At 52.0% G+C, this 24,159-nt stretch carries 19 protein-coding genes; 8 read left to right on the forward strand and 11 right to left on the reverse strand.

Features of this window, described 5'->3' with window-relative positions; genetic code table 11:
* Positions 1 to 20: 20 nt before the first annotated feature.
* The 3 genes from recC to AGRI_RS03625 all read right to left on the reverse strand — a co-directional run bounded on the left by recC (position 21) and on the right by AGRI_RS03625 (position 6,156).
* Positions 21 to 3,656 carry an exodeoxyribonuclease V subunit gamma gene (gene recC, locus AGRI_RS03615; RefSeq protein WP_008983649.1) on the reverse strand — a complete coding sequence of 1,212 codons (3,636 nt, stop codon included), beginning with the start codon at positions 3,654 to 3,656 and terminating at the stop codon, positions 21 to 23.
* A gap of 148 nt (positions 3,657 to 3,804) precedes the next feature.
* Positions 3,805 to 4,344, reverse strand: coding sequence for a hypothetical protein (locus tag AGRI_RS03620; protein ID WP_008983650.1), 540 nt, complete (start codon positions 4,342 to 4,344; stop codon positions 3,805 to 3,807).
* 54 nt (positions 4,345 to 4,398) lie between these two features.
* A complete protein-coding gene (locus AGRI_RS03625) occupies positions 4,399 to 6,156 on the reverse strand; it encodes an ABC transporter transmembrane domain-containing protein (protein ID WP_008983651.1) in 1,758 nt (585 codons plus the stop codon).
* Between the two features lie 166 nt (positions 6,157 to 6,322).
* Between AGRI_RS03625 and AGRI_RS03630 the strand changes: the two genes are divergently transcribed.
* Positions 6,323 to 6,610 (forward strand): hypothetical protein, encoded by a 288-nt coding sequence (locus AGRI_RS03630; RefSeq protein ID WP_008983652.1) that lies wholly within the window; start codon positions 6,323 to 6,325, stop codon positions 6,608 to 6,610.
* Between the two features lie 156 nt (positions 6,611 to 6,766).
* A complete protein-coding gene (gene katG, locus AGRI_RS03635) occupies positions 6,767 to 8,953 on the forward strand; it encodes a catalase/peroxidase HPI (RefSeq protein WP_008983653.1) in 2,187 nt (728 codons plus the stop codon).
* 60 nt (positions 8,954 to 9,013) lie between these two features.
* Here katG and AGRI_RS03640 read toward each other — a convergent pair whose 3' ends face one another.
* The 4 genes from AGRI_RS03640 to AGRI_RS03655 form a co-directional block, all read right to left on the reverse strand.
* Positions 9,014 to 9,811, reverse strand: coding sequence for a hypothetical protein (locus tag AGRI_RS03640; RefSeq protein ID WP_008983654.1), 798 nt, complete (start codon positions 9,809 to 9,811; stop codon positions 9,014 to 9,016).
* 140 nt (positions 9,812 to 9,951) lie between these two features.
* The gene (locus AGRI_RS03645) at positions 9,952 to 10,554 is read right to left on the reverse strand and encodes a hypothetical protein (protein ID WP_040291392.1); all 603 of its coding nucleotides are present in this window, start codon (positions 10,552 to 10,554) and stop codon (positions 9,952 to 9,954) included.
* Positions 10,544 to 11,383, reverse strand: coding sequence for a DUF4394 domain-containing protein (locus AGRI_RS03650; RefSeq protein WP_008983656.1), 840 nt, complete (start codon positions 11,381 to 11,383; stop codon positions 10,544 to 10,546). The genes AGRI_RS03645 and AGRI_RS03650 overlap by 11 nt, the downstream gene beginning before the upstream one ends.
* Before the next feature lie 79 nt (positions 11,384 to 11,462).
* Positions 11,463 to 12,170 (reverse strand): DUF445 domain-containing protein, encoded by a 708-nt coding sequence (locus AGRI_RS03655; RefSeq protein ID WP_008983657.1) that lies wholly within the window; start codon positions 12,168 to 12,170, stop codon positions 11,463 to 11,465.
* A gap of 165 nt (positions 12,171 to 12,335) precedes the next feature.
* On the opposite strand from AGRI_RS03655, the gene AGRI_RS03660 reads away from it, so the two are divergent.
* A complete protein-coding gene (locus AGRI_RS03660) occupies positions 12,336 to 13,187 on the forward strand; it encodes a MurR/RpiR family transcriptional regulator (protein ID WP_008983658.1) in 852 nt (283 codons plus the stop codon).
* Between the two features lie 132 nt (positions 13,188 to 13,319).
* Positions 13,320 to 14,768 carry a protein adenylyltransferase SelO gene (locus AGRI_RS03665; protein ID WP_008983659.1) on the forward strand — a complete coding sequence of 483 codons (1,449 nt, stop codon included), beginning with the start codon at positions 13,320 to 13,322 and terminating at the stop codon, positions 14,766 to 14,768.
* 70 nt (positions 14,769 to 14,838) lie between these two features.
* On the opposite strand, the gene AGRI_RS03670 is transcribed toward AGRI_RS03665, so the two are convergent.
* Positions 14,839 to 15,762, reverse strand: coding sequence for a sodium-dependent bicarbonate transport family permease (locus AGRI_RS03670; RefSeq protein ID WP_008983660.1), 924 nt, complete (start codon positions 15,760 to 15,762; stop codon positions 14,839 to 14,841).
* A gap of 105 nt (positions 15,763 to 15,867) precedes the next feature.
* Between AGRI_RS03670 and AGRI_RS03675 the strand changes: the two genes are divergently transcribed.
* Positions 15,868 to 16,794 carry a LysR family transcriptional regulator gene (locus AGRI_RS03675; protein ID WP_008983661.1) on the forward strand — a complete coding sequence of 309 codons (927 nt, stop codon included), beginning with the start codon at positions 15,868 to 15,870 and terminating at the stop codon, positions 16,792 to 16,794.
* Here AGRI_RS03675 and AGRI_RS03680 read toward each other — a convergent pair.
* Both AGRI_RS03680 and AGRI_RS03685 read right to left on the reverse strand, forming a co-directional pair.
* Positions 16,739 to 19,096: a putative bifunctional diguanylate cyclase/phosphodiesterase gene (locus tag AGRI_RS03680; RefSeq protein ID WP_008983662.1), complete on the reverse strand. Its 2,358-nt coding sequence runs from the start codon at positions 19,094 to 19,096 to the stop codon at positions 16,739 to 16,741. The two genes, AGRI_RS03675 and AGRI_RS03680, sit on opposite strands and share 56 nt — an antisense overlap.
* Positions 19,097 to 19,117: 21 nt before the next feature.
* Positions 19,118 to 20,665, reverse strand: coding sequence for a methyl-accepting chemotaxis protein (locus AGRI_RS03685; RefSeq protein WP_008983663.1), 1,548 nt, complete (start codon positions 20,663 to 20,665; stop codon positions 19,118 to 19,120).
* Between the two features lie 239 nt (positions 20,666 to 20,904).
* Between AGRI_RS03685 and sbcB the strand changes: the two genes are divergently transcribed.
* The 3 genes from sbcB (at position 20,905) to AGRI_RS03700 (ending at position 23,332) form a co-directional block, all read left to right on the forward strand.
* Positions 20,905 to 22,338 carry an exodeoxyribonuclease I gene (gene sbcB / locus AGRI_RS03690; protein WP_008983664.1) on the forward strand — a complete coding sequence of 478 codons (1,434 nt, stop codon included), beginning with the start codon at positions 20,905 to 20,907 and terminating at the stop codon, positions 22,336 to 22,338.
* A gap of 131 nt (positions 22,339 to 22,469) precedes the next feature.
* Positions 22,470 to 22,856, forward strand: coding sequence for a hypothetical protein (locus tag AGRI_RS03695; protein ID WP_008983665.1), 387 nt, complete (start codon positions 22,470 to 22,472; stop codon positions 22,854 to 22,856).
* On the forward strand, positions 22,856 to 23,332 hold the full coding sequence (locus tag AGRI_RS03700; RefSeq protein WP_008983666.1) for a DUF6644 family protein: 477 nt from the start codon (positions 22,856 to 22,858) through the stop codon (positions 23,330 to 23,332). Before AGRI_RS03695 ends, AGRI_RS03700 begins: the two co-directional genes overlap by 1 nt.
* Positions 23,333 to 23,620: 288 nt before the next feature.
* Here AGRI_RS03700 and AGRI_RS03705 read toward each other — a convergent pair whose 3' ends face one another.
* A complete protein-coding gene (locus AGRI_RS03705) occupies positions 23,621 to 24,154 on the reverse strand; it encodes a hypothetical protein (protein ID WP_008983667.1) in 534 nt (177 codons plus the stop codon).
* Between the last annotated feature and the right edge of the window lie 5 nt (positions 24,155 to 24,159).

Here is a 24,159-nt window from a genome sequence, read left to right on the forward strand (position 1 = left end):
TGGCTCATGCTGCGCCTGAATCATGGCTGCGCCTCCGCTGCTATATCCGCGGAATTCTGATCTAAAGCGCCTAACGATGCCACCAGGGCACTAAGCGGTTGTGCTGTTGCTGCCAGCAGCTGTTGGAAGAACGGCCGGTAATACGCCACCCATTCACTAAAGCCGGCATCCAACAGTTGCTGTGCCTGCGGGTAATAGCGCGCCAGATAAGGCGTATCGGCCCGCACCCCTGGCTGATACGCGTTACCGTGATAGCGGCCGGCAAGTTTCGACAGACTGTACTCTTCCTGCTTCTGCTCGGCTTTATACCAATCAGCAGCCAGCTCTAATGCCAGCGGTAATGGCTGACACAGCGCCTGTTGTAACCAAGCTGCAAGTTGCTCTAGCTCTGCTCTGGCTTGCGACTCACTCAGCGGCGCCAGGGTCAGAAAACCATCGGCGCCCAGGATCACCGTGCTGGGTGCCTGCGCCAGCACAGTGCAGGCGACCAGATGTTTTAGATACCCTGTAACCAGATTGCGCCACTGATAACTGACACTGCGCGGTTTGACTTCGACCACCTTACTGGCGGTCAGCTCCAGTTGCAGCATCGCCTCTGGCGTGGCATAGAGTGTGTTGAGCTCCGCCTCCAGCAACACATCACCCAGTTGCAGCTGATAAGTCTTGGCCGCGAGCGGCGCACTTTGCTGCACCAGCGCAGACCGTGCCTGATATAACGCCAATACGGTTTGCTCGGTGCGGGCCAGATCCGGCCCGGCTGCTGCACCATAGGGTAACTCACCGGCTTGCTTTAGACGTTGTTGCTGCTGCCGCAGCAGTGCTAAAGCTTGTTCATCATTTTGCGGCTGCTCTGCCAGCAATGCTGTCAGTAGCTGGTGTTTTACCTGCCACACCGCCAGTCCGTTCAAAGCAAAGGGCTCAACATCCGGCAAGGCCTCAGGCGTACTCTGCAGGTAAACCCCTAAGCGGCGCCGCGCCAGTAACTGCGCTGGCTCTTTTAACAGTAGCTGTAAATCCAATAAGCTAAAGGGCGCTTCGGCCTGAAATGGTGCCAAAGGTTCAGCCTCGCCACCGGTAACGCGTACCGCACCACCCAATAACCCGGTTACGCGTTCACCCGAGTGTTTTTCGCTATCCTGATGAATACTAAGCCATTCTTTGGCATAGCTAAAATAAGGTGAGTCTGGCTCGGCAGCAAAGTATGCCGGCGCAAAAGGTTGCAACTTATGGGTGGTTGTCAGGCGTTCGGCCAGTGTCGGGGAGCCCGCTGGCGCTGGCCAAAGTGCATTCAGTTGGTCCTGTAGTTGGCCGACCAGCACCGAAGGCGGCAGTTCACTGTTATCCTGGGCACTGGCGCCAACCCAGCTGATATAGAATTGTTGTCTGGCCGATAACAAGGCTTCTAAAAACAGATAGCGGTCATCTTCACGACGCGAGCGATCGCCGGGCCGGTAATGCAGACGCATAAGATCAAAATCGGTCTTCGGGCTTTGCCGCGGGTAATCGCCCTCATTCATCCCCAGCAAACAAATGCGCTGAAACGGAATGGCCCGCATTGGCATCAGTGTGGCAAAATTCACGCTACCAGCCATAAACCGCTGCTGCAGATTTGGCTCGTCGACACTGGCAAGCCACAGCTCCGCGACGATACTAACAGGTAAAACCGCCGTGAACTGTGCCTCCTGGGTACTCTGCAACCAGCCATCCAGCGTATCGCGTAACCTGGTCAGCAGTAACATTTCCTGCTCATTGTCTGCTGTAAACAGTTGATCTAACAGGTTACTTAGTAGTTGATGCCAATTGGCCGGGCTGCGCTCTACCTGTAGCTGTTGCCAGCAATGCTGTAAGGTTTCTACCAGTGCTGCCAGCGCTCCTATAGCGTGCGCTTCCAATGCTGACACCTCAGCATAAGCGGCGATATCTTGCCAGGATGCGGCCGTGGCGCCGGCAGCATACCCATAAAGCAAGCGGTTCAGCGCAAACTGCCAGCTGTTTTGCTGCCAGCTATAACTTAACCCCAGCCCCTGACGCTGAGTAGCATCCAGACCCCAGCGTGCCCCTGCGGCAGCTGCCCACTGTTGTAGTTGACTGACCTGCTGCTCGCTCAGAGCGAAACGACGCCGCAGTGCCGGGACCTGCAGTAAGTCAAACAGTTCACTGTGACTAAAGCGCTGCGTTGGCGCCTGTAATATCAGCTCCAGCGCCTGCAATAGCGGGTTGCGCTGACGCTGGCCCTGATCGGCCAGCGTATAGGGGATATAACGCGGATCATCCGCCGCCAGTCGGCCAAACACCGCAGCAATATAGGGCGCATAGCTGTTGATGTCAGGCACCATCACCATAATATCGCGCGGTTGTAAGCCAGGATCAGCATCAAAGGCGGCCAGCAAATGGTCATGTAACACTTCCACTTCCCGCAAAGCACTGTGACAACGCTGAAACACTATCGATTTATCGGTTAGCGGATCTGGCGCTGGCCAGTGTTGCTGACTTTCCTGATTGGGCCTGAGGTGCAGAATATCGTGTTGCAGGCGGCCTAATAAATGCGTTGGTTCAGCTTCATCAAACAGATCAAACCGTAAATTGGTAAAGGCAGCCGCTTTGGCTGCCGTTTCATCAAATTCATCTAACAGCCGGATATAGTCCCGTCCCTGTTTGCCCCAGGATGCCAGTAACGGCGGTGCATATTGATGCAACTCTGACAGCAGCAGCGAGCCGGAGGTCTGTTTTTTGCTGCGAAATCTGGGCTTAGCATACTGACGCAGCAGATCGCGGCCGGCGATAATATCGGCCCAATGATACTGACAGGGGTTATGGACGCAGAGCACAATCTGACACAGTCCTTTCATGGCATGCAGCACTTCCAGCGTCTGCCGGGGTAACGAGGAAATACCGAATACCACAATCCGCGGTGGTACGCCGTCGGGGCGCTGCTGCGCCGTCAGGCTGGCCGCAGCACTTAAAAAGCGCTGATGCAGTGCCGCCCTATTGCTACAAATTTGCTCGGCACCGATATCCTGCACCAAAGCCTGCCATAGTTTCGCCTGCCAGCGCTGTTCGTCAGGCAAGGGGATGTTCCGCCCAGACTGGGCCAGTACCAGCTCACCACGGCCCCAACTATCCAGCCAGTCCGCGCGATACACCTGATACTGGTCAAACAGATCGGCCAGCTTGTCGCTTAACTGAAATAATTTGCGCTGATCAGGCCCGGCCAGACTGCTTTGCTGCTCGTCGGTGGCAGTTTGCAGCTGATGAGCCGCAGCGCCGGGTTGAGCCGCGGCCTTATCTGCCGGCGCGATATAATGCGCCAGCGCCTTAAAGTCTGGATCCGCAGCGACCAGTGCCGGCAATAATCGGAGAATACGCCAGCGTAACCGCTGCTTATCAAAGGGGGAGTGTTTCGGAATATCCGGGCCCAGCACACTGCGATAAAGCCGCCATACCAAACGTGCCGGCAAACTGACTTCCAACATAGTCGCAATACCGGTCTGCCGTGCCAGCGCCTGCTTTAACCACTGCGCTATACCATTGGATTGCACCAACAGCACCTCCTGCTCCAGCGGTGGCAGTGGATAGCGATCCAGCAATTCGACAGTTAGGGCGGTCAGATCTTCGAGGCGGTGGCTATGCGCAACAATAAAACCGGGCGTCAGCATCAAGATTCCTTTTCACGGGCGACAGTTAACAGCAGGCAGACAGCATAGAAGATCCGGTTTCAGCTGTCAGACTGTAAATATATCCACTGTACCCTAAACCAGCAGCAGTGCAAGCCAGACACTGCTAACTGCCCGAACTTTAAACAAATTATTTGAACTTGACTTGATGAGGCGCCACTCGCTGATAAGTGGCACTGTGCCCCGGCACCCATTCGCCGTTTTGCAGATAACGCGAACTAACCGTTAAAGTATCAGCACTCAGGGTACTGACCGATTCCACCATCGTAATGCCGTTGGCATTATTTTCGACTGCCTCGCGCGCGATGATCCGCTGATTATTATCTTCAAACGTCATACTGCCGTGGGTATAAAACCCGGCCGTCGTAAAATAGTAGTAATTGATGCTTTGTTTGGCTTCATCCCAATAAATAATCGACTCGCCGCCATAAACGCCATCATTAATCGAATGCACCGTTTTAATAGCGTTGCCGTTTAAAGCCCGCTGCCAGTGCGAGCGGTCAATCATTTTTTCGGCCGCGTCGCTTTGCGTCAGATCGCCCTGCCAGTAGGTATCCAGATAGGGTCTGAAGGGTTCAAGCTTTGGATGTAATGTTGGTTGCTCAGCCTGTAGTGAGAAGTTAAACAGGCTCAATAGCAGGATCAGCAGGACTTGGTTTGCTCGCAGCATGGGGTACTCCGTTATCGTTATCATTATTGAGGATCGGATCCTAAGTAAAACCGATCAGGCCAATAACTGCAACTCGGCCAGCTCGCGATAAAGTGGACAAGTCGCTACCAGTTCGCTATGGCTGCCACTGGCCAGCAGCCTGCCCTGATCCAGCACCAGGATCCGGTCAGCATTTAATACCGTGCTGAGCCGATGGGCGATAATCAGCGTGGTTTTTTGCTGCATCAACTCCTGCAACGCCAGTTTGACCGCATGTTCACTGGCAGCATCCAGCGCACTGGTGGCTTCGTCCAGTAATAAAATTGGGCGATCCGCCAAAATGGCCCGGGCAATCGCAATACGCTGCTTCTGACCGCCAGACAGGCGCACGCCCCGCTCGCCCAGTTGAGTCTGATACCCTTCTGGTAAGTCGCGGATAAACTGATCAGCCCGCGCCGCAACACAGGCGGCAATCACCTGCTCCAGACTGGCCTCTGGCCGGCCATAACGCACGTTTTCCAGCACCGAGTTGGCAAAGATCACTGCCTCCTGTGGCACCAGCGCAAATTGGCGCCGCAGTTGTGCCGGCTCGAGCGCTGTGATCGGCAGTTGGTCCAGATAAATCGACCCGGCGCTGACATCATAAAAACGCTGCAACAACTGAAAGAGGGTACTTTTACCCGCGCCACTGGGGCCAACTAAGGCCACCCGCTCACCCGCCTTCACCTCAAAGCTAAGCTGGTGCAGCACCTGTTGTGCCGGCGACAGCGGATAGGCAAAGCTGACGGCGTCAAAACGTAAATCGCCGCTCAGCGTTGCTGGCAGTGCTATCGGCTGCGCAGGCGCAGCGATTTGTACTGGTTCACTGGCCAGTTCCTGCAGCCGCTCTGCTGCACCCGCCGCCCGTTGCACTTCACCTATCACTTCGCTAATAGTGGCCATGCCGCCGGCAACCATAACCGCATAGAACAAAAACGCGGTAAGTTGGCCGGCGCTGATACTGCCAGTTAACACATTCTGCGCACCAATATAGCCAACCACTGTCACAGCGCCGATGCTAAGTAGCATCACCGAGGCAATAAGTAAGGCTCGATAAAAGATCCGGCCCCGTGCCGCCTCCAGTACCGCATCGATTTTTTGCGCAAAATGCTGTTCATCGCGCAGTTCATGGCCATAGGACTGCACGGTATGAATTTCATGCAGGCTTTCATCAACATGAGCGCCAATATCAGCCAACCGATCCTGACTTTGCCTGGCCAGCTTGCGCACCTTTTTGCCAAGGATAAAAATTGGTGCCAATACCAAGGGCACCGCCAGAAATACCAATAATGTCAGCTTAATACTGGTAAAGGCCATCATCGTCAGGCCACCGATAGCGGTAACCGCTGAGCGTAGCGCCATCGACAGGCTGGAACCGACCACGCTTTGTAACAAGGTGGTGTCGGCAGTAAAACGCGAAATCACCTCACCGGTGCGGGTTTCACTGTAAAACGCCGGTGACAGTTTAAGTAAATGTTGAAACACCTGGTTGCGCAGATCGGCACTGACCCGCTCACCGAGCCAGCTCATAAAGTAGAAGCGGAAAAATACCGCCAGAGCCCCCACCAGCGTGATAGCCAGTACCAGTAACGTCAGTTCGTTTAAACGGCTGCTATTACCGGCAACAAAGCCTTCGTCTACCAGTAAACGTACACCCTGCCCTAAAGCCAGCCAGGCCAGCGAGCTAAGCAATAAAAACAGCAGCGCCGCTAACACCCGGCCGCGATAAGGATTTAAAAACCCGGCAACCCAGCGTAAAACGCCTGGCTGCTTTTGTTGTGGCGAAGCACTCATCATTATTAATTCTGCCCGACTAAAACCTCATAAGTGGCGCTGCAAATAGCGTTAAACAAGAGGCCAACCGATAATTTCCCCTTCCGCTTAAAATGCAGCTCAAATCTATGCGGCGACAGCCGATATAAAAATACTGACGTTAAACCCGTTCTGATCGGAGCTAAGCATGGCCAAATTTCATCCGCAGGCAATTACCCCGGAGCAAACCTCGGAACTGCGTTACTTACATAAAGTGATGCAGGCACTGGATATTCTGGGGGAGCACCCACAGCTGCATGTGGTCGCCTACGGCCGGATCTGGCGCTATCCTGATATGCTGCAAACCGCCATGCGCTATGCGTATCTGGCGCAACTCCATGGTTTTAATATTGAGCCTTTTAGGCGCTGGTATAACCGCGACGCTGAAATCTTCTCACACTATGGGATCCAGTGGTTTAATGGTCAGCCAGGCTAAAATAAACAGTTAAGATCTTGCTTTTTAATTGCTAAAAGCTATTAGGCTATTCGCTTTAAGTTATTTTTCCTTTTCCATATTGGGGTCTATAGTTATTGCAACTTATTGACGTGTCACGCGTCGTACCCTTTGCAATAACCAAAACAGGAGTGACCCATGGACAAGAACACCCCCTCCACTGGTAAGTGCCCTTTCGCGCACGGTGCTAATACCAGCAGCAGCGATAACGTGATGGCCTGGTGGCCGAAAACGCTGAACCTTGACATCCTGCACCAGCACGATAGCAAGTCTAACCCGCTTGGTGCCGACTTTAACTATGCGGCCGAGTTTGCCAAGCTGGATCTGCAAGCCGTTAAAAACGATCTGAAAGCGCTGATGACACAAAGCCAAAGCTGGTGGCCGGCAGACTGGGGCCATTACGGTGGCCTGATGATCCGGATGGCCTGGCACAGTGCAGGGAGCTACCGCATTGCTGATGGCCGTGGCGGTGCCGGCACCGGCAATCTGCGTTTTGCTCCACTCAATAGCTGGCCGGATAACGGCAATCTCGACAAGGCCCGCCGTCTGCTGTGGCCAATCAAGAAAAAATACGGTAACAAAATTTCCTGGGCCGATCTGATGATTCTGGCCGGTAATATGGCCTATGAGTCGATGGGCTTTAAAACCTTCGGCTTTGCCGGTGGCCGTGAAGATATCTGGCACCCGGAAAAAGACACCTACTGGGGTAGCGAAAAAGAATGGTTGGCCAAATCCGGTAGCGAAGGCAGCCGTTACTCTGGTGAACGCGATTTAGAAAATCCGCTGGCTGCGGTAATGATGGGTCTGATCTATGTCAACCCGGAGGGTGTGGATGGCAATCCGGATCCGCTGAAAACCGCCCACGATATGCGCGTTACCTTTGCCCGCATGGCGATGAACGATGAAGAAACGGTGGCGCTGACCGCTGGTGGTCATACTGTCGGTAAGGCGCACGGTAATGGCCGTGCCGAAAATCTGGGCCCGGCACCAGAAGGTGCTGAATTACATGAGCAGGGTTTTGGCTGGATGAACCATAAAACCCGCGGTATTGGCCGTGATACTGTCACCAGCGGCCTTGAAGGTGCCTGGACCAGCGAACCGACCAAGTGGGATAACGGCTACTTTAAAATGTTGCTGGAACACGACTGGGAGCTGAAAAAGAGCCCGGCCGGTGCCTGGCAGTGGGAGCCGGTAAATATTAAAGAGCAGGACAAGCCGGTTGATGTTGAAGATAGCGCCATTCGCTATAACCCCATTATGACCGACGCAGATATGGCGCTGAAAATGGATCCTGAATACCGTAAAATCTCGGAGCGCTTCTACCAAGATCAGGCCTACTTTGAAGATGTATTTGCCCGGGCCTGGTTTAAACTAACCCACCGCGATCTGGGACCAAGAAGCCGTTATCTCGGACCAGATGTGCCAACAGAAGAACTGATTTGGCAAGATCCGGTACCGAGCGTGAGCTACAGCCTGACTGCAGCCGAAATTAGCGAGCTGAAAGCAAAAATTCTGGCCAGCGGTTTAACAGTAAGTGAGCTGGTTGCCACTGCCTGGGATAGCGCCCGCACCTTCCGCGGTTCAGATTATCGCGGCGGCGCGAACGGTGCCCGCATCCGGCTGGCGCCACAAAAAGATTGGGAAGCCAATGAGCCGGTAAGGTTACAAAAGGTACTGAAGGCGCTGGAGGGCATTCAAGCTGGCCTGAGTAAAAAAGTCAGCCTGGCTGATCTGATTGTACTGGGTGGCTCGGCGGCGATTGAACAGGCAGCTAAAGCGGCCGGTGTGAATATCACAGTACCTTTTGCACCGGGCCGTGGCGATGCGACTCAGGCGCAAACTGATGTTGAGTCATTCGAAGTGCTGGAGCCGCTGCATGATGCCTACCGCAATTATCTGAAAAAAGATTATGTGGTACAACCTGAGGAAATGATGCTGGATAAAACCCAGTTACTGGGTTTAACCGCCCCGGAAATGACCGCTTTAATCGGTGGCATGCGGGTATTGGATACCAACTTTGGTGGCAGCAAGCATGGTGTCTTTACCGATAAGCCGGGGGTGCTGAGCAACGATTTCTTCGTCAATCTGACCGACATGAACTACAGCTGGCAACCGACCGGTCGCAACAGCTATAACATTGTCGAGCGCAGCAGCGGCAAAGTGAAATGGACCGCGACCCGGGTTGATCTGGTGTTTGGCTCCAATTCGATTCTGCGCGCTTATGCAGAAGTTTACGCTCAGGATGATAACAAACAGAAGTTTGTACAAGACTTTGTTAACGCCTGGGTAAAAGTGATGAATGCAGACCGTTTTGATCTCAAATAAGTAGTCTTTACCCAAACAGGCCGGTCACCAGACCGGCCTGTTTCGTAATCTTCATCTCGCCTAAAACTTCGGTACCTGACCTTTTGATAGCCGTTTCTGTACCGCTTCTGCCGTTAACTGTTCAACCCATTGTTGTCGGCTGCGTTCTGTGTGCACTATCGCGCCAAGATCCATTAGTTCGCCACTAAAGCTACTGATCGGATCGCCCGGGAAAAAGTAACTCAGGTAACTACCACAGTCAGTAAATTCCTTCGGGAATAATCCCTTACCAGTATTATTGCCGGCCCGGCTACTAAAGAACTGCTCCGCACTGACATTGACTAACACACTTTCACCAAAACCCGGCGCAATATTCACCTGCGGCTCATTCTTATAATCCCGGGCTTTAAGACAGGACATCTTGCCACTCGCTTCCCATACCGGCTGATCTTTTTGATTACGATTAAATGCCGTCGGTTGACCATAGCGTGCGGTAAGTGACTGCATAAATTGCGCTGACGCTGGCTGATTGCTCAGGATCAATCCCTTACGGGCCACGCCAATTACCCGCACTTCGCCCACCGGACCGGAGAAGAATACCTTTAACACTGCCCCCTGATTCCCCTGCAAGGCTTCTATCCGATCTAAAAACTCCGGGCTGGGCTGCAGATTAGCGCCATCGTTGAGGTCAAACACCGCAGCAACTTCTTCAATCTGTAGCTGGGGATCAAAGCTATTAATGGCGGCTTTAACTTCATCGACCGTCATGCCAAGTTTTATACCGGCAATATCCAACTGCTCTGCCGGTACAGCTTGACTATATTCAGAACAACAAAGCATCAGGCTAATCACCGATGCGCTGAGGATTTTATGCTTCATACTGGCTCTCCTTGATGCATATTGCTGATATTGACTACCAACCTTAGCGACATCAAAACGCCAGTTTTAGTATAGCTGCATTAAAAACTATGATAACAAGGATTACCAAAAGGCAAGTAGCAAAGCTGCGTCCGAACTGTTTAGAACACGGGTGCCAGCTGCGGTAACTGCACCGAGGTTCGCTGAGGTGTACTACCCAAGGTCAGGATAATTTTTGGCACATCCTGCTCGTTTAATAAGTCTTTATGCCAAACCCGCAAGGTATATTCCCCCTCCGGCACCACGGTAAGTTTCGCCTCGCCTTGTTGATTGCTGCGGCTGTAATAAGGCGTATCCAGCGCCACTACCCAGGCAATCATTTCATCGTGAATATTGCAGCCCAGCACAGCAACGCCACTCTGGTCAAACAGCACCGGCGCCGCCGGGGTGCCAACATAGAGCTTGATTTCAAATGGCTTGATAGCAGAAAACGAATACACATGATGCCGCACCGTATCCTCGTTGGGAAAATACACGGCGGTACCGCGCGGGATCACCAGTACATCCGGCACAAAGGTTTTATTTTTTTGCACAATACGGGCATCAGTAACCGGTTGCACGGCAGCGCTGGCGGCGGCAGATTCCAGAAATACCACAGCACCAGCAACAGGTGCGCCCTGGCTATCGGTTACGTTAACCGTTAATTCTGCCGCCTGACTGCTGGCACTGACCAGCAGCATCAGCCACCAGGCTTTAAGGTTCAATCGCTAAGCCCATAATAGTCGCTTTAATGCTGCCTAAAGCTTTTAGCTCTGCCGTTTGCAAATCAACCTGATAAAGCGTGCTGCCAGACCCATCGGCGGCAGTGGCGCTGATCAGGCCGATATTACGCACATCTGAAATATCAAAAGAAATATGTTGTACCGCAGGCAGTGCCAGTTTGCCGACAGTGAATAAGGTGCCGGTGTTCGGTGATACCGCGGGTTCAACGCCTTCAATGCTGCCCTGAGTTACCAGACTCAGTTGAGCCAGATCGATAGCGTAGTTGGTAGTCAGTTTTTCGTTTTGCTGATTATAGGTGTAGGCTGCTGCCACAACAGCTGGTTTGTTCGCCGCATTAACATCTGTCGGGGCGTAATGAAGCTGTGGATCAGTAAACGCCAAAGCGCCGGTTTCCGGATGTAACCGCAGATTCTGGCCATTGGCATTCACCACCCGAATTCGATCCGCGGCCGGGTTAAAGTCAAAACCATATTGCGCCGCGCTAAGGGTACCGCTGGCTAACGCACTGCCAACCTGCGTTAGCTTGCCGCTGGCGGTATCAATCTGGTACAGGTGTCCGCGATCAGATAGCCCAAAGAGCACGCCATACGCCACGCGATAATCGATACCCTGTAGCTTTTCACCTTCGGCTAAGCCTGAAATACTGTGCTGCTGCAGAATGGTAGCGGGTGCCGCTGTGGCGACCTTTATTAATTGTTGTTGTTCAGTCAGTAACCACAGTTGCTCATTACCTTTTAACTCTGGCATCGCTGTCGCAGGCAACGCCATTAAGGCTCCAGCACAAGCTGTTAGGGCTAAGATCAATTTCATCGCGATTTCCTTCTATAGTCCCGGCCGACACAGCCAGTGCTTCCTGTTTACGGTAGCGGCTTTTTTGCAGTTCAGCAAATTAAAGTGTTAATAATCCTGCCATTAAGCCGAGCAAGCCACCAAAAACACCACCCCATACTACTAACCAGCCTAAGTGCTGGCGAATCATGCGCTGAATAATGTCTTTTACCAGCTCCGGCGTCAGCTCGTGTAATCGCTGCTGCACGATCTGTTCTATCTGCTGCTGTAACGCATCCAACTGTGAGCTGTTATGCAGCTGTTTTAACAGCAGCTGCTGAAAGTCGTCACTCGCGGCAATTTGTAGCAAGGCGCCACGTAATTTATCGGTAAAAGGTTGCTCTAACGGCTGTAACACGGCGCTGCCGCCAAACATCGCCAACATAGCACCGAGAGACGACTGCTCAACCGCTTTTTGCAGTGCCCGAAACGCTAAACTTAAATCAACCTCTGCTAACACCGGCTCGAAATCAAATGTCTGACGCTGCGGTTTTTGGCTGTCGATAAAACGCGCAATATTGGCCTGATTAAAAAACTCCGACATCACTAACTGCTGGATCCCCAGTCGGAATTCCGCAAAACGTGCTGGAATCACGCCAGAGCCATATAACAACGGCACCCGCTCAAACAGCATATGAATAGCCAAAGTATTAGTAATAGCACCCGCCAGGGCAAACAGGCCGATATTAAGTAACAGTGGCTCAGCCAGAGCCCAACCTGATATCGTCAGCAATAACGCGATAACATTGGTCAATACATTTTTATTCACCGCAAACTCCTGTGGTCGAATATCTTTCAAATATTTAGCGGGCGCTGATTTTAATCTGCTACCCGGCAGTCGGCAATCTGCTACCACAATTAACACGTAACAGCAGACAAAGGCTGGTTTTTTTGTAAAAAATCCACCTATACTGAACCAAAAAAGGATCTGAAGATGGCTGTATTACAAAAAATCGCGCTACTACAAGGAAAGTTACGTCAGGCTGAGCAAGCCATCGCCGACTATGTCATGGCACATAGCCAACAGATCCGCCAACTATCGTCGCAAGAATTAGCCCAGGCTGTCGGCGTCAGTCAGGCGACCGTTGTTCGTTTTACGCAGAAACTGGGCTACAAAGGCTACCCGGATTTTAAATTTGCAATAAGCGATCATTTACACCAGCAAAGTACTCCCAACGTACAGCGATTGCATGGTGATATCGCGCTGAACGACAGCTTTGCAGAAGTGGCGCGTAAACTCTTAACCGGCAAAATTGAAGTGCTGACCAATACCCTGAGTGCCAATGACCAAAGCAGCCTGGAGCAGGCCTGCCAGCTATTAAATACCGCACGACGCATTATGTTAACCGGCAAAGGTGCGTCCTTTTTGGTCGCTCAGGATTTTTGTCTGAAACTGCGCAAACTTGGTCTGCAAGCCATTGCCGAAAGTGATAACCATATCCAGCTGGCCGATTTAGCCCACTATACCGGCAAAGATTTGCTGGTGGTGATCAGCGAATCCGGTGAGACCAACGAAATGATTGTGGTCAGTCAATATGCGAGAAGCCGGCACATTCCGCTGCTGAGTTTAACCGGTTTTGCCCCCAATACCGTGGCCAAACTCTCCGATCTGAATTTAAAAACCGTTGCCAATGAAAATGCCGCCCGCTTGTCGTCAATTTTGTCACGCAACGCCCAGGAGCTGGTGATTGATTTGCTGTTTATTATGCTAACGCAAAGCTCTGCCAAAGGCCGCAAGATGGTCGAAGCCTCGAATCAGGCCGTGTCTGAGTACCGCAAGCGCTAGGACACGCTCTGCCTTGTATAAAGGCCAGCCAAGCAGCTGCAAAAACAAGCAGCAAATGTCAACACGCCCTAGCAGTCAGCACTATATCTGAGTAAACTACTCAACTATTTATCACTGCCGATTAGCACGCTTATGACAAGGTTTCAGGTCGAACACAGTTACCGCACTCTGCCAGGCGCCTGCTACGCCGATTGCGCACCAACACCGGTGCGCTCGCCCGCCTATCTCGCTTTTAACCAGCCGCTAGCCGAGCAACTGCAATTGCCCGCGGACTATCAGGCTACTTCAGCCGGGCTTGGCTTATTCAGTGGTAACGACTTACCGGTTTGGACTGCCCCGCTCGCCCAGGCCTATGCCGGACATCAGTTTGCCAACTATGTGCCCCGGCTTGGCGATGGCCGCGCAATCTTACTGGCGGAAGTGCGGGATCAAAACGGTCAGCTTTTTGATCTGCAACTCAAAGGCGCCGGGCGCACCCCTTTCTCCCGCGGTGGTGATGGCCGGGCGCCATTGGGTCCGGTGTTACGTGAATACCTGGTAAGCGAAGCGATGCACGCACTCGGCGTCCCGACTACCCGTGCGCTGGCTGCGGTCAGTAGCGGTGAGCTGGTATTTCGCGATGAAACCCTACCCGGCGCGATTTTAACACGGGTCGCCAGCAGTCATTTACGCATTGGTAGCCTGCAATATGCTGCCAGTCAGCCCGATCCGGCGGTGTTACCAGCACTGGCAGATTATGTGATTAACCGCCACTACCCCAACCTTTGGCAGCAGGCTAATCCCTATCTGGCATTGCTGGATACCATTAGCCAGCGCCAGGCCGAGCTGGTCGCACAGTGGATGAGCCTGGGTTTTATTCATGGCGTGATGAATACCGATAATATGAGCTTGAGCGGCGAGACCATTGACTATGGCCCCTGTGCTTTTATGGAAGCCTATAACCCGCGCCAGGTATACAGTTACATCGATCAGCAGGGGCGCTATGCCTATCAGAACCAAGCCGCTGTCGCACAGTGGAATCTGGCGCGACTGGCTGAAGCTTTATTGCCACTGCTGGATCAACATCAACAAACGGCCATTGAGCTGGCAATGGCCGTGCTTAATCAATTTCCTGCGCATTATCAAAGCGCTTACCAACAGCGCTTTTCCGCCAAATTAGGTATTAGCAATAGTACAGAGCAGGATGCGGCACTGATTACTGACTTCCTAAATTTACTCGCGGCCCGGCAGGCCGACTTTACGCTGAGTTTCCGCGATCTGCTAACGCCGGGTACGCCTTATTTGCAGCAGCAACTGGATGCCGAAGACTACCAGATCTGGTTCCGTCGCTGGCAGCAACGTCTGGAACAACAACAGCAAGCGCCAGAGCGAGTAATGGCTAATGCCAATCCGGTTTTTACGCCGCGCAATCATCTGATCCAGCAAGTGATTGATCAGGTGAGTCAGGATGGCGATTTAAGCTTATTTAATCAGCTTAATCAGCTATGGCAAAGCCCCTATCAGGATAACGCGGCTGCCGGGGCCTTTAGTCAGCCAGCCACTGCCGAACAGCGGGTATGCCAGACCTTTTGTGGTACCTAAGCTGCCATCCTTTGCCGTCATACGTTAGTCTTTATCTTGTCATCGGCATGCTACAGCCAGCACAGACCGGCTACAGCACCCAGCTTTGATACAGCGGAATCCCTACCAGAATATTAAACGGAAAGGTCAGTCCCAGCGCCGCCAGCATCGATAACCCGATATCGGCTTGCGGGATGGCCGCTCTAATCGCTGCCGGCGCGGCAATATAGGAGGCGCTGGCCATTAAGGTGGCGAAGACCAGGGCACTGCCCGCTGGCATGCCAATCACGCCGGAGATCACTAATCCGATACTGGCCAGAATCACCGGCATCCCCAGAGCAAATAGCATCAGGCGCCAGTGCTTCCAGGGCAACGGATTACATACCCGGGCAGTACAAAGCCCCATCTCCAGTAAAAACAACGCCAGCATGGTTTTAAAGCCACCCAGCAGCACCGGCGTGATTTCCGACAAGCCGGTATTGCCATAAAACATGCCAATTAACATACCACCCAGTAATAACAACACGCCGCGACTGGTCAGGGCTTCATGTAAAATCGCCAGGCCGTTAGCTTTACTGCCGTTGATATAGCGATACAGCCATAACATCACGACGATAGCCGGCAACTCTAACAGTACCAGATACAAGGTAGTTTGCGCCGATAATTCCAGATTATTCGCCATCGCCACTGCTAATACCACGGCAAAGGTACCGGCGCTGACCGAGCCATAGTGTGCCGCGATACTGGCCGAGTTGGCACTGTCCAGTTTGACCAGTTTACGCAGCAACGGATAAAGCAGCAGCGGGATCAAAGCGCCACAAAAGACAATCAGTGATAACTCCGGCAACAACGGTAACAGCGGCACGCCATGTAAGGCCATGCCCCCTTTTAAGCCAATGACCAGCATCAACAAGATGGACAGGATTTCATATATCGACACCGGTACCTTTAAATCGGACTTTACCAGCCCGGCAATCAGTCCCAAGGCAAAAAACGCTATCACGACATCTGGCATTAAGTTTCCCCTGTAATCGTTATTATCGAATGCGGCGGCGATCTTGCCTGCCAACGGACTTTTATGCTAATTAATAATCACGCAATTTAGTATAGACAATTATCTATGGATGCCCGTCAACTTAGCTTTCGCCTACTGCAGGTATTTCGGCAGGTTGCCCAAAGCGGCAATATCACCGCCGCGTCACGGCTGTTACACCTTACTCAGCCTACCGTGTCATTACAGCTTAAAAAACTTAGTGAAATCATTGGCGAACCCTTATTCGACTATCAGCAGCAAAAGTTACAACTGACCGCCGCCGGCGAGTTGTTGTATCAGGCGGTGCTGGATATTGATGAACGGATATCAGAATTTAATCTGCAATTACATCAGCAACGCAGCGGCAGCGCTGGCTCACTCTCACTGGCAGTGGTCAATACCGCACAATACCTGTTACCGCAGCTGCTGGCCGACTTTGCTAATCAGTATCCGCAGGTGGTGATTAATCTGCATATTGGTAACCGGGCACATATTCTCAGCCGCTTCGAACAGCAACAGGATCACCTGTATTTATTTAGTCACCCACCGCGCGGCGAGTATGTGCAGGCGACACCGGTAGTGAAAAATCCGCTCTACCTGGTTGCCCCCAAGGGACATTGGGCCAGCAAACAACCACAACTTAATTTTAGCCAATTATCGGCTGAGCGTTTCTTATTACGTGAACCGGGATCCGCCACCCGGATGACCTTTGACAGCTGGCTTAGTAGTCAGGCCACCGAGTTAAAGCAGAGTATGCAAATGGAGTCTAACGAGGCGATAAGGCTAAGTGTGAATGCCGGTTTAGGTTTAGCCTTGCTGTCAGCCCATACCTTGCAGGGACAACAACATTTATTGTCAGTGTTACAGGTAAAAGGCTTTCCGCTCAGCAGTCACTGGTATCTGGTACAGCATGCCAATAAACGATTACCGCAGGCGGCAGCCAGGCTGAGCGCTTTTATTAGTCAGCAACTGGCGGGTTGGCAGGATCCGTTGGCGCAAGCACCATCGTCGTAAAAAAGCGTTGATTATCGGTAGCAAATTGCTGCAGCCAAAGACTAAAATCGGCTGCCGCTAACGGCTTAGCAAAATAGTAGCCCTGCACCTGTTGGCAACCCGCCGCCAGTACCCGCGACAAACCAGCCTGATTTTCCAGGCCTTCAGCGGTGACGCTTAATCCCAGCCCCATCGCCAGCTGCGCCGTCGCTTGCACAATCAGGGCATCTTGGGTGTTATGTTCGATATCTTTAATAAAGGCTCGGTCAATCTTCAATTCATGCACTGGTAGATTTTTCAGATAGGCCAAGGATGACTGCCCGGTGCCAAAATCGTCAATCGCCAATTTGATACCGGCAGCTTTCAGTTGTTGTAAATTGGCAACAACTTTACCGGTATCCTGCATGACAGCACTTTCCGTGACCTCCAGCGTCAGTGCCGTAACGCTCACACCGGCTTCTGCCAGCCAACCGAGGATCCTGCCGGGTAAGCTATCATCTAACAAATCCGCTGCGGACAAGTTTACCGCCACCGCCAATTGCGGATGTTGCTGTTGCCAGCTGGCTAACTGGCCAATCACGGCTTTTAACATCCAGTGCGAGATCATACTGATATTACCCGAGCGCTCCGCCAATAGAATAAACTCCATCGGTGAAATAAAACCCAGCTGTGGATGCTGCCAGCGGATCAACGCTTCGGCCGCCACACAACGCTGTTGCTGAATATCAACCTTAGGCTGAAATACCACACTAAACTGCCCGCTTTTCAGCGCCAGCGGCAGATCACGGATAATGGTCAGTTCGCGTTGATGACTCTCATCCTGACCGCTTTGGTAGTACATCAGGCTCAGGCCCCGGGCACGGGCGTTATTCAGCGCGATATCAAGCCGGCGTAGTAACATATTGACGTCAGAGGCGCCCTGCTGACAAGGATATGCCCCCGCCAACAGACTCAGTTGAATGCTGGAGCCGGCCAGATCAAAGGGTGTGCTTAATTGCTGTAGTAGATGTTGCAGTGTGTTCTCTGCTACCGGCTGTGCCAACACCACTAAAAACTCATCCGCGCCGAGGCGGGCACATAAGCGGGCATCAGCCTGCAGTGCCAAACGCCCTGCCAGCTGCTGCAGTAACAGATCGCCATTACTAAAACCGAAGCTGTCGTTTATAAAGCGGAACTTGGCAATATTCAGCTGCAATAGCAGCGTATCCTCTCCCGCCAACAGCGCCGGTAAATGTTTGTCAACGGCCAAGCGATTCGGCAGATTGGTTAACGTATCGCATTCTGCTTGCTGTTGTAGTTGCCGTTCCCGCTGCAGAATTGCTGAACGCATATGAGTTAGCGTATTGGCCAATAGACTGACTTCAGCTAAGGCGACCGCGGGTGGCGCGACCTGCTGGCCACGGCCGATGGCACGGGCGAAATCTACCAGCTTAGCCAAGGGCCGGGTAACGCTGCGGGTGTAAAAAAAGGCCACCACCAGCGCTAACGCCAAACCCAGACTAAAAATTTGCAGTAGTTGCTGACGTAACTGTTGGTAATTCGCCAACCAGCGCTCATTTGGTAAATGCAGAAACGCCCACAGATGCTGCTGCGGACTCAGCGTAAAGGCCTGCGAAATATGATGAAGTGGTTCGTCCAGCAACATTAACTCTTCGCTTACCATTAATTGTTGCATGCTGAGCTGCAACTGCTGCTGTGCTGCGGGATTTAAGGTAGACGTAAGCAACTGCCGCTGTTGCGGCGCCAGGCGGGCAAAGCTGACATCTAACCCAGTGATCTCGCGGATTTGACTGGCCAGGGCCTCGTCGACACTAAAACCCATGCCAACCCAGGCAATAAGATGTGGCGCCCTGACCGGCACCAGCACAATTTGATAAGCTTGTTCACCAATACTCAGAATACTGGCCTGCGACTCTTGCTGCTGCCGTGCTTGCTGCAACAAATCAGTCAGTAAGTTGCTATCTTGCATCGGTGCAGTAGTAGCAAGCAGTTGGCCATCTGCAGCAAATAACAATGCCAGGCTGGCGTTAATACGGGCACCGTGATTCTCAAGCACACTGTTAATGGTTTCAGCTTCGGCGGTAGCAACCGCCTGGCGAAAACCAAAGTCAGCAGCCAATAAGCGCACACTATCGGTTAACTGGTTGCTACGCACCTGCAAAGTTTGCCGGAACACCTTGGTGGCAACCTGTAACAGTTGCCGTGCCTGTTGCTCACTGTCATTACGCATAGTAGTCAGGGTGGCGTAACCGGTAACCAGCGCCAGCAACACCAACAGCCCCAACAGTAACAGCGTCAGTTGACTGCGTAATGAACGAAACATCAAACTCCTTAGTCGCCCGGTTTAGCGTTTAAAGCGATGCACCAGATCAGCCAGATCGTCAGACACGCTCTTTAACTGTTCCAGCGTATGTGAGGCCTCATTCGCCGCACTAGTGCTGTGTCCTGCTAACGTAGAAATACTTACCACCTGCCGGTTAATATCATCCGCCACGTGCGCCTGTTGCTCCACTGCCGCCGCCATCTGGGTCGACATATGGGCAATTTCAGTGACCGCACCATTAATTCCCGTTAACATCTCACCGCTTTCTACCACTTTTTGCAAGCCATTTTCTGCATCCTGGGCGCCCAAGCGGGCAACCTGGACTGCATTATTCGCTCGTGCGGTTAATTCACTGACAATACTATAAATTTCTTTTGTCGACTGCTGGGTACGTAACGCCAGATTACGCACCTCTTCAGCAACAACCGCAAAGCCACGGCCTTGCTCGCCGGCGCGCGCAGCTTCAATGGCAGCATTTAGTGCCAACAAATTGGTTTGATCAGCAATTTGTTCGATAAATTGTGCGGCTTTAGCGATCCTCTCGGTTTGCTCCGCCACTTCAGTCACTGACTGGCCAATACTGCTCACGGTGTCGCGTAATTTTTCAATCGAATGACGGGTAATCCCGGCAATTTCGTTACCCCGCGCCGATAACTGGTTTGCTTTATCAGCTTGCGCTGCGGTATCCGTAACATGATGCGCCACCTCGGCAATGGTCGTGGTCATCTGGTTCATTGCGGTGGCAACCTGCATGGTTTCGGCCTGCTGGCGATCAATCTCGTTATTAGCTTCGCGGGTAAGCTGTAAGCCCCGTTCAGAGTCCCGCGCCACAGAACCTGCAGCGTTCTCAATTCGGGTTAGCATAGCTCTTAAATGCGCCCGTTCACTCAGCACACTGACCTTTAAGCGGCCATTGCTTAAACTGTCGTCAGTATAACTGGCAACTGCTAGCGGATCCTGAAACGCACCCGGCATTAACAATTCTAAATCGGCAAATAATTTACGCCGCCGCAACTGATAATACGCAACCAACGCCAGTAAGCCGGCGATCAACACCCATTGCGTCACGGCCAGACTCGCCATCATCAGGCTTAACAGCAGCAGTAACAAGGTCACACTGGCAATCAACACCGTAGGTTGTGGCATTTTGCGGCTGGCTTTACCGGCATTAATTTGCTGGTACAGCTTTTCGGCACGGGCGACATCCTGCTCATTTGGCACACAACGCACCGACTCATAGCCAATAACTTTACCTTTTTCACTAATCGGCATTACATAGGCATCGACCCAATAATAATCGCCATTCTTGCAGCGGTTTTTTACCAACCCCATCCAGTTTTGCCCCTGCTTTAAATAGCGCCACATAGTTTCATAGGCTGCTGGCGGCATATCCGGATGGCGCACAATATTATGGGGCTGGCCAATCAGCTCCTCTCGGCTAAAGCCACTCACCGCAACAAAGGCGTCATTGCAATCGGTAATAATGCCGCGGGTGTCGGTCACAGAAATCAGGCGCTGTTCAGCTGCGAAGGTGCGACGAATGGAAGTAACAGGTAAATTTTTACGCATAACAAACTCAGGGTATTCTTATTTAGCAAAACGCTAAGTATAAGTGGTAGCTCGCACTTTACCACTTTGTGAGTAGCTCGGCCATCCGCCACAGCGCAATTAACCGGTACTGGTCGCAGTTTGGTCAGGGTATCTTCAACATGGCATGTGCTGGCTGTACGGCTTGGGGCCTGATAAGGTATGATGCAGCTTGTAATGTATTGACAGCTAAGCGGCTGAATTCCCAATCAGGACCTGTAATGAACCAAGCGCCAAGCTTCTATTTCTATGACTTTGAGACCTGGGGCGCCGATCCGAAAAAAGACCGGCCAGCCCAATTTGCCGGCATCCGCACTGACAGCGAACTAAACATTATCGGCGAGCCGGATATGTGGTATTGCCAGCTGGCGAACGACTATTTACCGCACCCGCAAGCTGCATTAATTACTGGCCTGACTCCGCAGCTATGTAATAAAAAAGGCTTAGTTGAAACCGAATTTATGCGGCGCATTCTGCAAGTGTTCAGCACCCCGAACACCTGTGTGCTTGGTTACAATAGCCTGCGCTTTGACGATGAGGTTACCCGTTATAGCCTGTATCGCAACTTTTTCGATGTGTATGGTCGGGAATGGCAACAGGGCAATAGTCGCTGGGATCTGATTGATCTGGTGCGCGCCTGCTACGCGCTGCGCCCAGAAGGTATTAACTGGCCGCTACGTGAAGATGGCAGCCCCAGCTTTAAGCTGGAGCACCTGACCAAAGCCAATAACCTGGAGCACAGCTCTGCACACGATGCCTTATCGGATGTCTATGCCACTATCGCTATTGCCAAATTGATAAAACAGCAGCAGCCGAAGTTATTTCAGTACTTATTTGAACTGCGTAAAAAGCAAAAAGTCAGTGAGTTGATTGATGTTGCCGGTTTAACCCCGCTGGTCCATGTGTCATCAAAGTTTCCGGCTGCGCAAGGTTGTGCCAGCTGGGTAGTACCGCTGGCCTACCACCCAACTAATAAAAATGCCGTGATCTGCTATAACCTGCAGCTCGACCCAAGCCCGTTGCTCAACGATGACTTAGCCACACTGCAGCAAAAGTTATATAAAAAAACCAGCGACCTGGCCGATGGCGAACAGCGGCTGGGGTTAAAACTGATTCATCTGAACAAATGCCCGGTTTTAGCTAATGCCAAAACATTGAGTGCCGAGCGCGCCACTGAGCTTGGTATCGATCGTAACCTGTGCCTGCAGCATCTGGAATGGCTACGCCAGCATCGTGAGCTCCAGCAAAAGGTTGTTGAGCTTTATCAAACGCCAACCGAGTATAGTGCAGAGACTAACCCCGACTACCAGCTTTACCAGGGCTTTATCAGCGATGCCGATAAGCAGAAAATGCAGCTATTGCATCAGTTGGATCCGGCTAACCTGACTGCCGATAGTGTGTTGTTCAACGAAGAGCGGTTAAACCGGCTGTATTTTTTATACCGGGCGCGCAACTACCCGCTCACCCTTACCGATAGCGAGTTACAAAAATGGCAACGCTATCGCACCGATAAACTGATGCATGGACTGGATAATCCAAACTTAACGCTGGAGCAATTTAGTCTGGCGCTAGAAAACCTGGCACATGAACACAGTGCCGACGAGCAAAAAACTGCGATTTTAAAAGCGCTGTATCGCTACGCCGAAGCGCTGTAACAGAGCCTGCTTACCTGCCCGTTTATCGCAAAATTGCCGATAAACTGCACCGTCCCTGCCGCTGCTTCGTATACTTGTCATTGGCGTGCGGCAAACACGCTAACTCTTTTTAACAGCAAATGAGGTTAACCATGCGCAAGTTCACTGACAAAACCCTTGGTGTCACTGTTGTTGCGGTCACGCTTTGGGCTAGTAGCGCCCTGGCCCATCACGGCTGGAACTGGACCGAAGATAAGCAAACCGAAATGACCGGCGAGATCACCGAAATCTTTATCGGTCCCCCGCATCCGCGTTTAATGATTACCACGCCGGATGGCGCCTGGCAGGTAGATTTAGGTAATCCGCGTCAAACCCGCGATGCTGGCTTTGTCGAGGGTGAAGCCGCCGTTGGTGATACCGTGCTGATACGCGGACATCGCTCAGCGAAAAGCGACGAGCGCATTATTAAAGCAGTAAGAGCCACCATTAATGGCAAGGTGTATACCTTTTATCCGCAACTGGTGCGCGAAGACGAGTAATGCTGCAGTCGCTAAGCAGTACCCTGGCGGAATCGGCGCTCGCCAGCGCCATTCGTCACTCAGAGTTAGCTTATCCGCTGCTAAGCAGTCTGCATATCGTGGGTATTGGTATTCTGCTGGGTAATATTCTGCTGCTGGATTTACGACTTTTAGGTGTGCTGCGCCAAAACGCACTGGCTGAAGTTCTGAGTTTGCTAAGCCGCATAGCGGGTCTGGGCTTAGGCTTAGCGATAGCGAGCGGTTTACTCTTATTTAGTGTACAACCACAGCACTATTTACATAACCCGGCGTTTTTGCTGAAACTCGCATTATTATCGTTGGCACTACTTAACCTACTACTGGTGCAATACAGCCAGAGCTGGCAGCAAGCACAAAGCGGTGGCCAAGTTAGCTCGGGTTTAAAGTTGGCTGCGGCGTGCTCCTTGCTGCTCTGGCTGGCCATTATTATCGCCGGGCGCTGGATTGCTTTTGCGTAGCCGCGCCTGTGCCTGGCGTGGGTTTCAACTGGTTACAGTAAAACCAAACTATTGCATAGAATGCAGTCCGATCAGGTTATAAAACGCTCTGGCCCGCGACATATCGTCGACGTAGATTTCAAAATGTACAACCGGGTTGGTTTGCATGATATTGCTACAAAGTTTGGTCGGTAGTGGTGTTGCACCTTAACGCAGGCATAATCTAACTGTAGAAGATACTGCCTGTTACTGGGTCAACGGCCCGAAAAAAACGACCAACAGCGAAGCTGTGACGCGAACCACTGAACGCTATAACACATCACGGTACTTCTCATTAGCCTGAAAGGCTTCAACCTCCAAGGGCGAGTTGTCATAACCATAGGTGACGAGCTCACTAAAATGCTGCGTTATCACCTGCTGCAAGCTGGTACGTTCAATTTGCAGCACATGTACCAACTCATGCGCCAGTTTAGGCGTCGTTAACTGATAGCCTTTTCTCACATAAATGGCATAACCAAACACCTGGGCATTGTTGATAATACCTTCACCGATAAACCCCACGGCTTCGCCCACGGTTTTTAGTAGCAGGTTTTCGTAAGGGAAAGGGACCTGATCAACGACCACCAGCCTGATCTTCTCCGGGCTTTTGATACCAATTTCCCGCGCCAACTGCAGTTGTCCTTCACTCAAGGGTTCGCCAATACGCAGCCCTTCGGTTTCGGTCGCTTCTGCCCAGGCAATATATGACGGTAAAACCAGCACGGAAATAATTTTTTGATGGAATACCACAAGGCCAATAATTAATAGCAGTATTACCCCGGCAAACGTGCTCCATTTTTTCATACTCT

The organism is Alishewanella agri BL06, from assembly GCF_000272005.1.
In the GTDB taxonomy this organism is placed as follows: Bacteria; Pseudomonadota; Gammaproteobacteria; order Enterobacterales; family Alteromonadaceae; genus Alishewanella; species Alishewanella agri.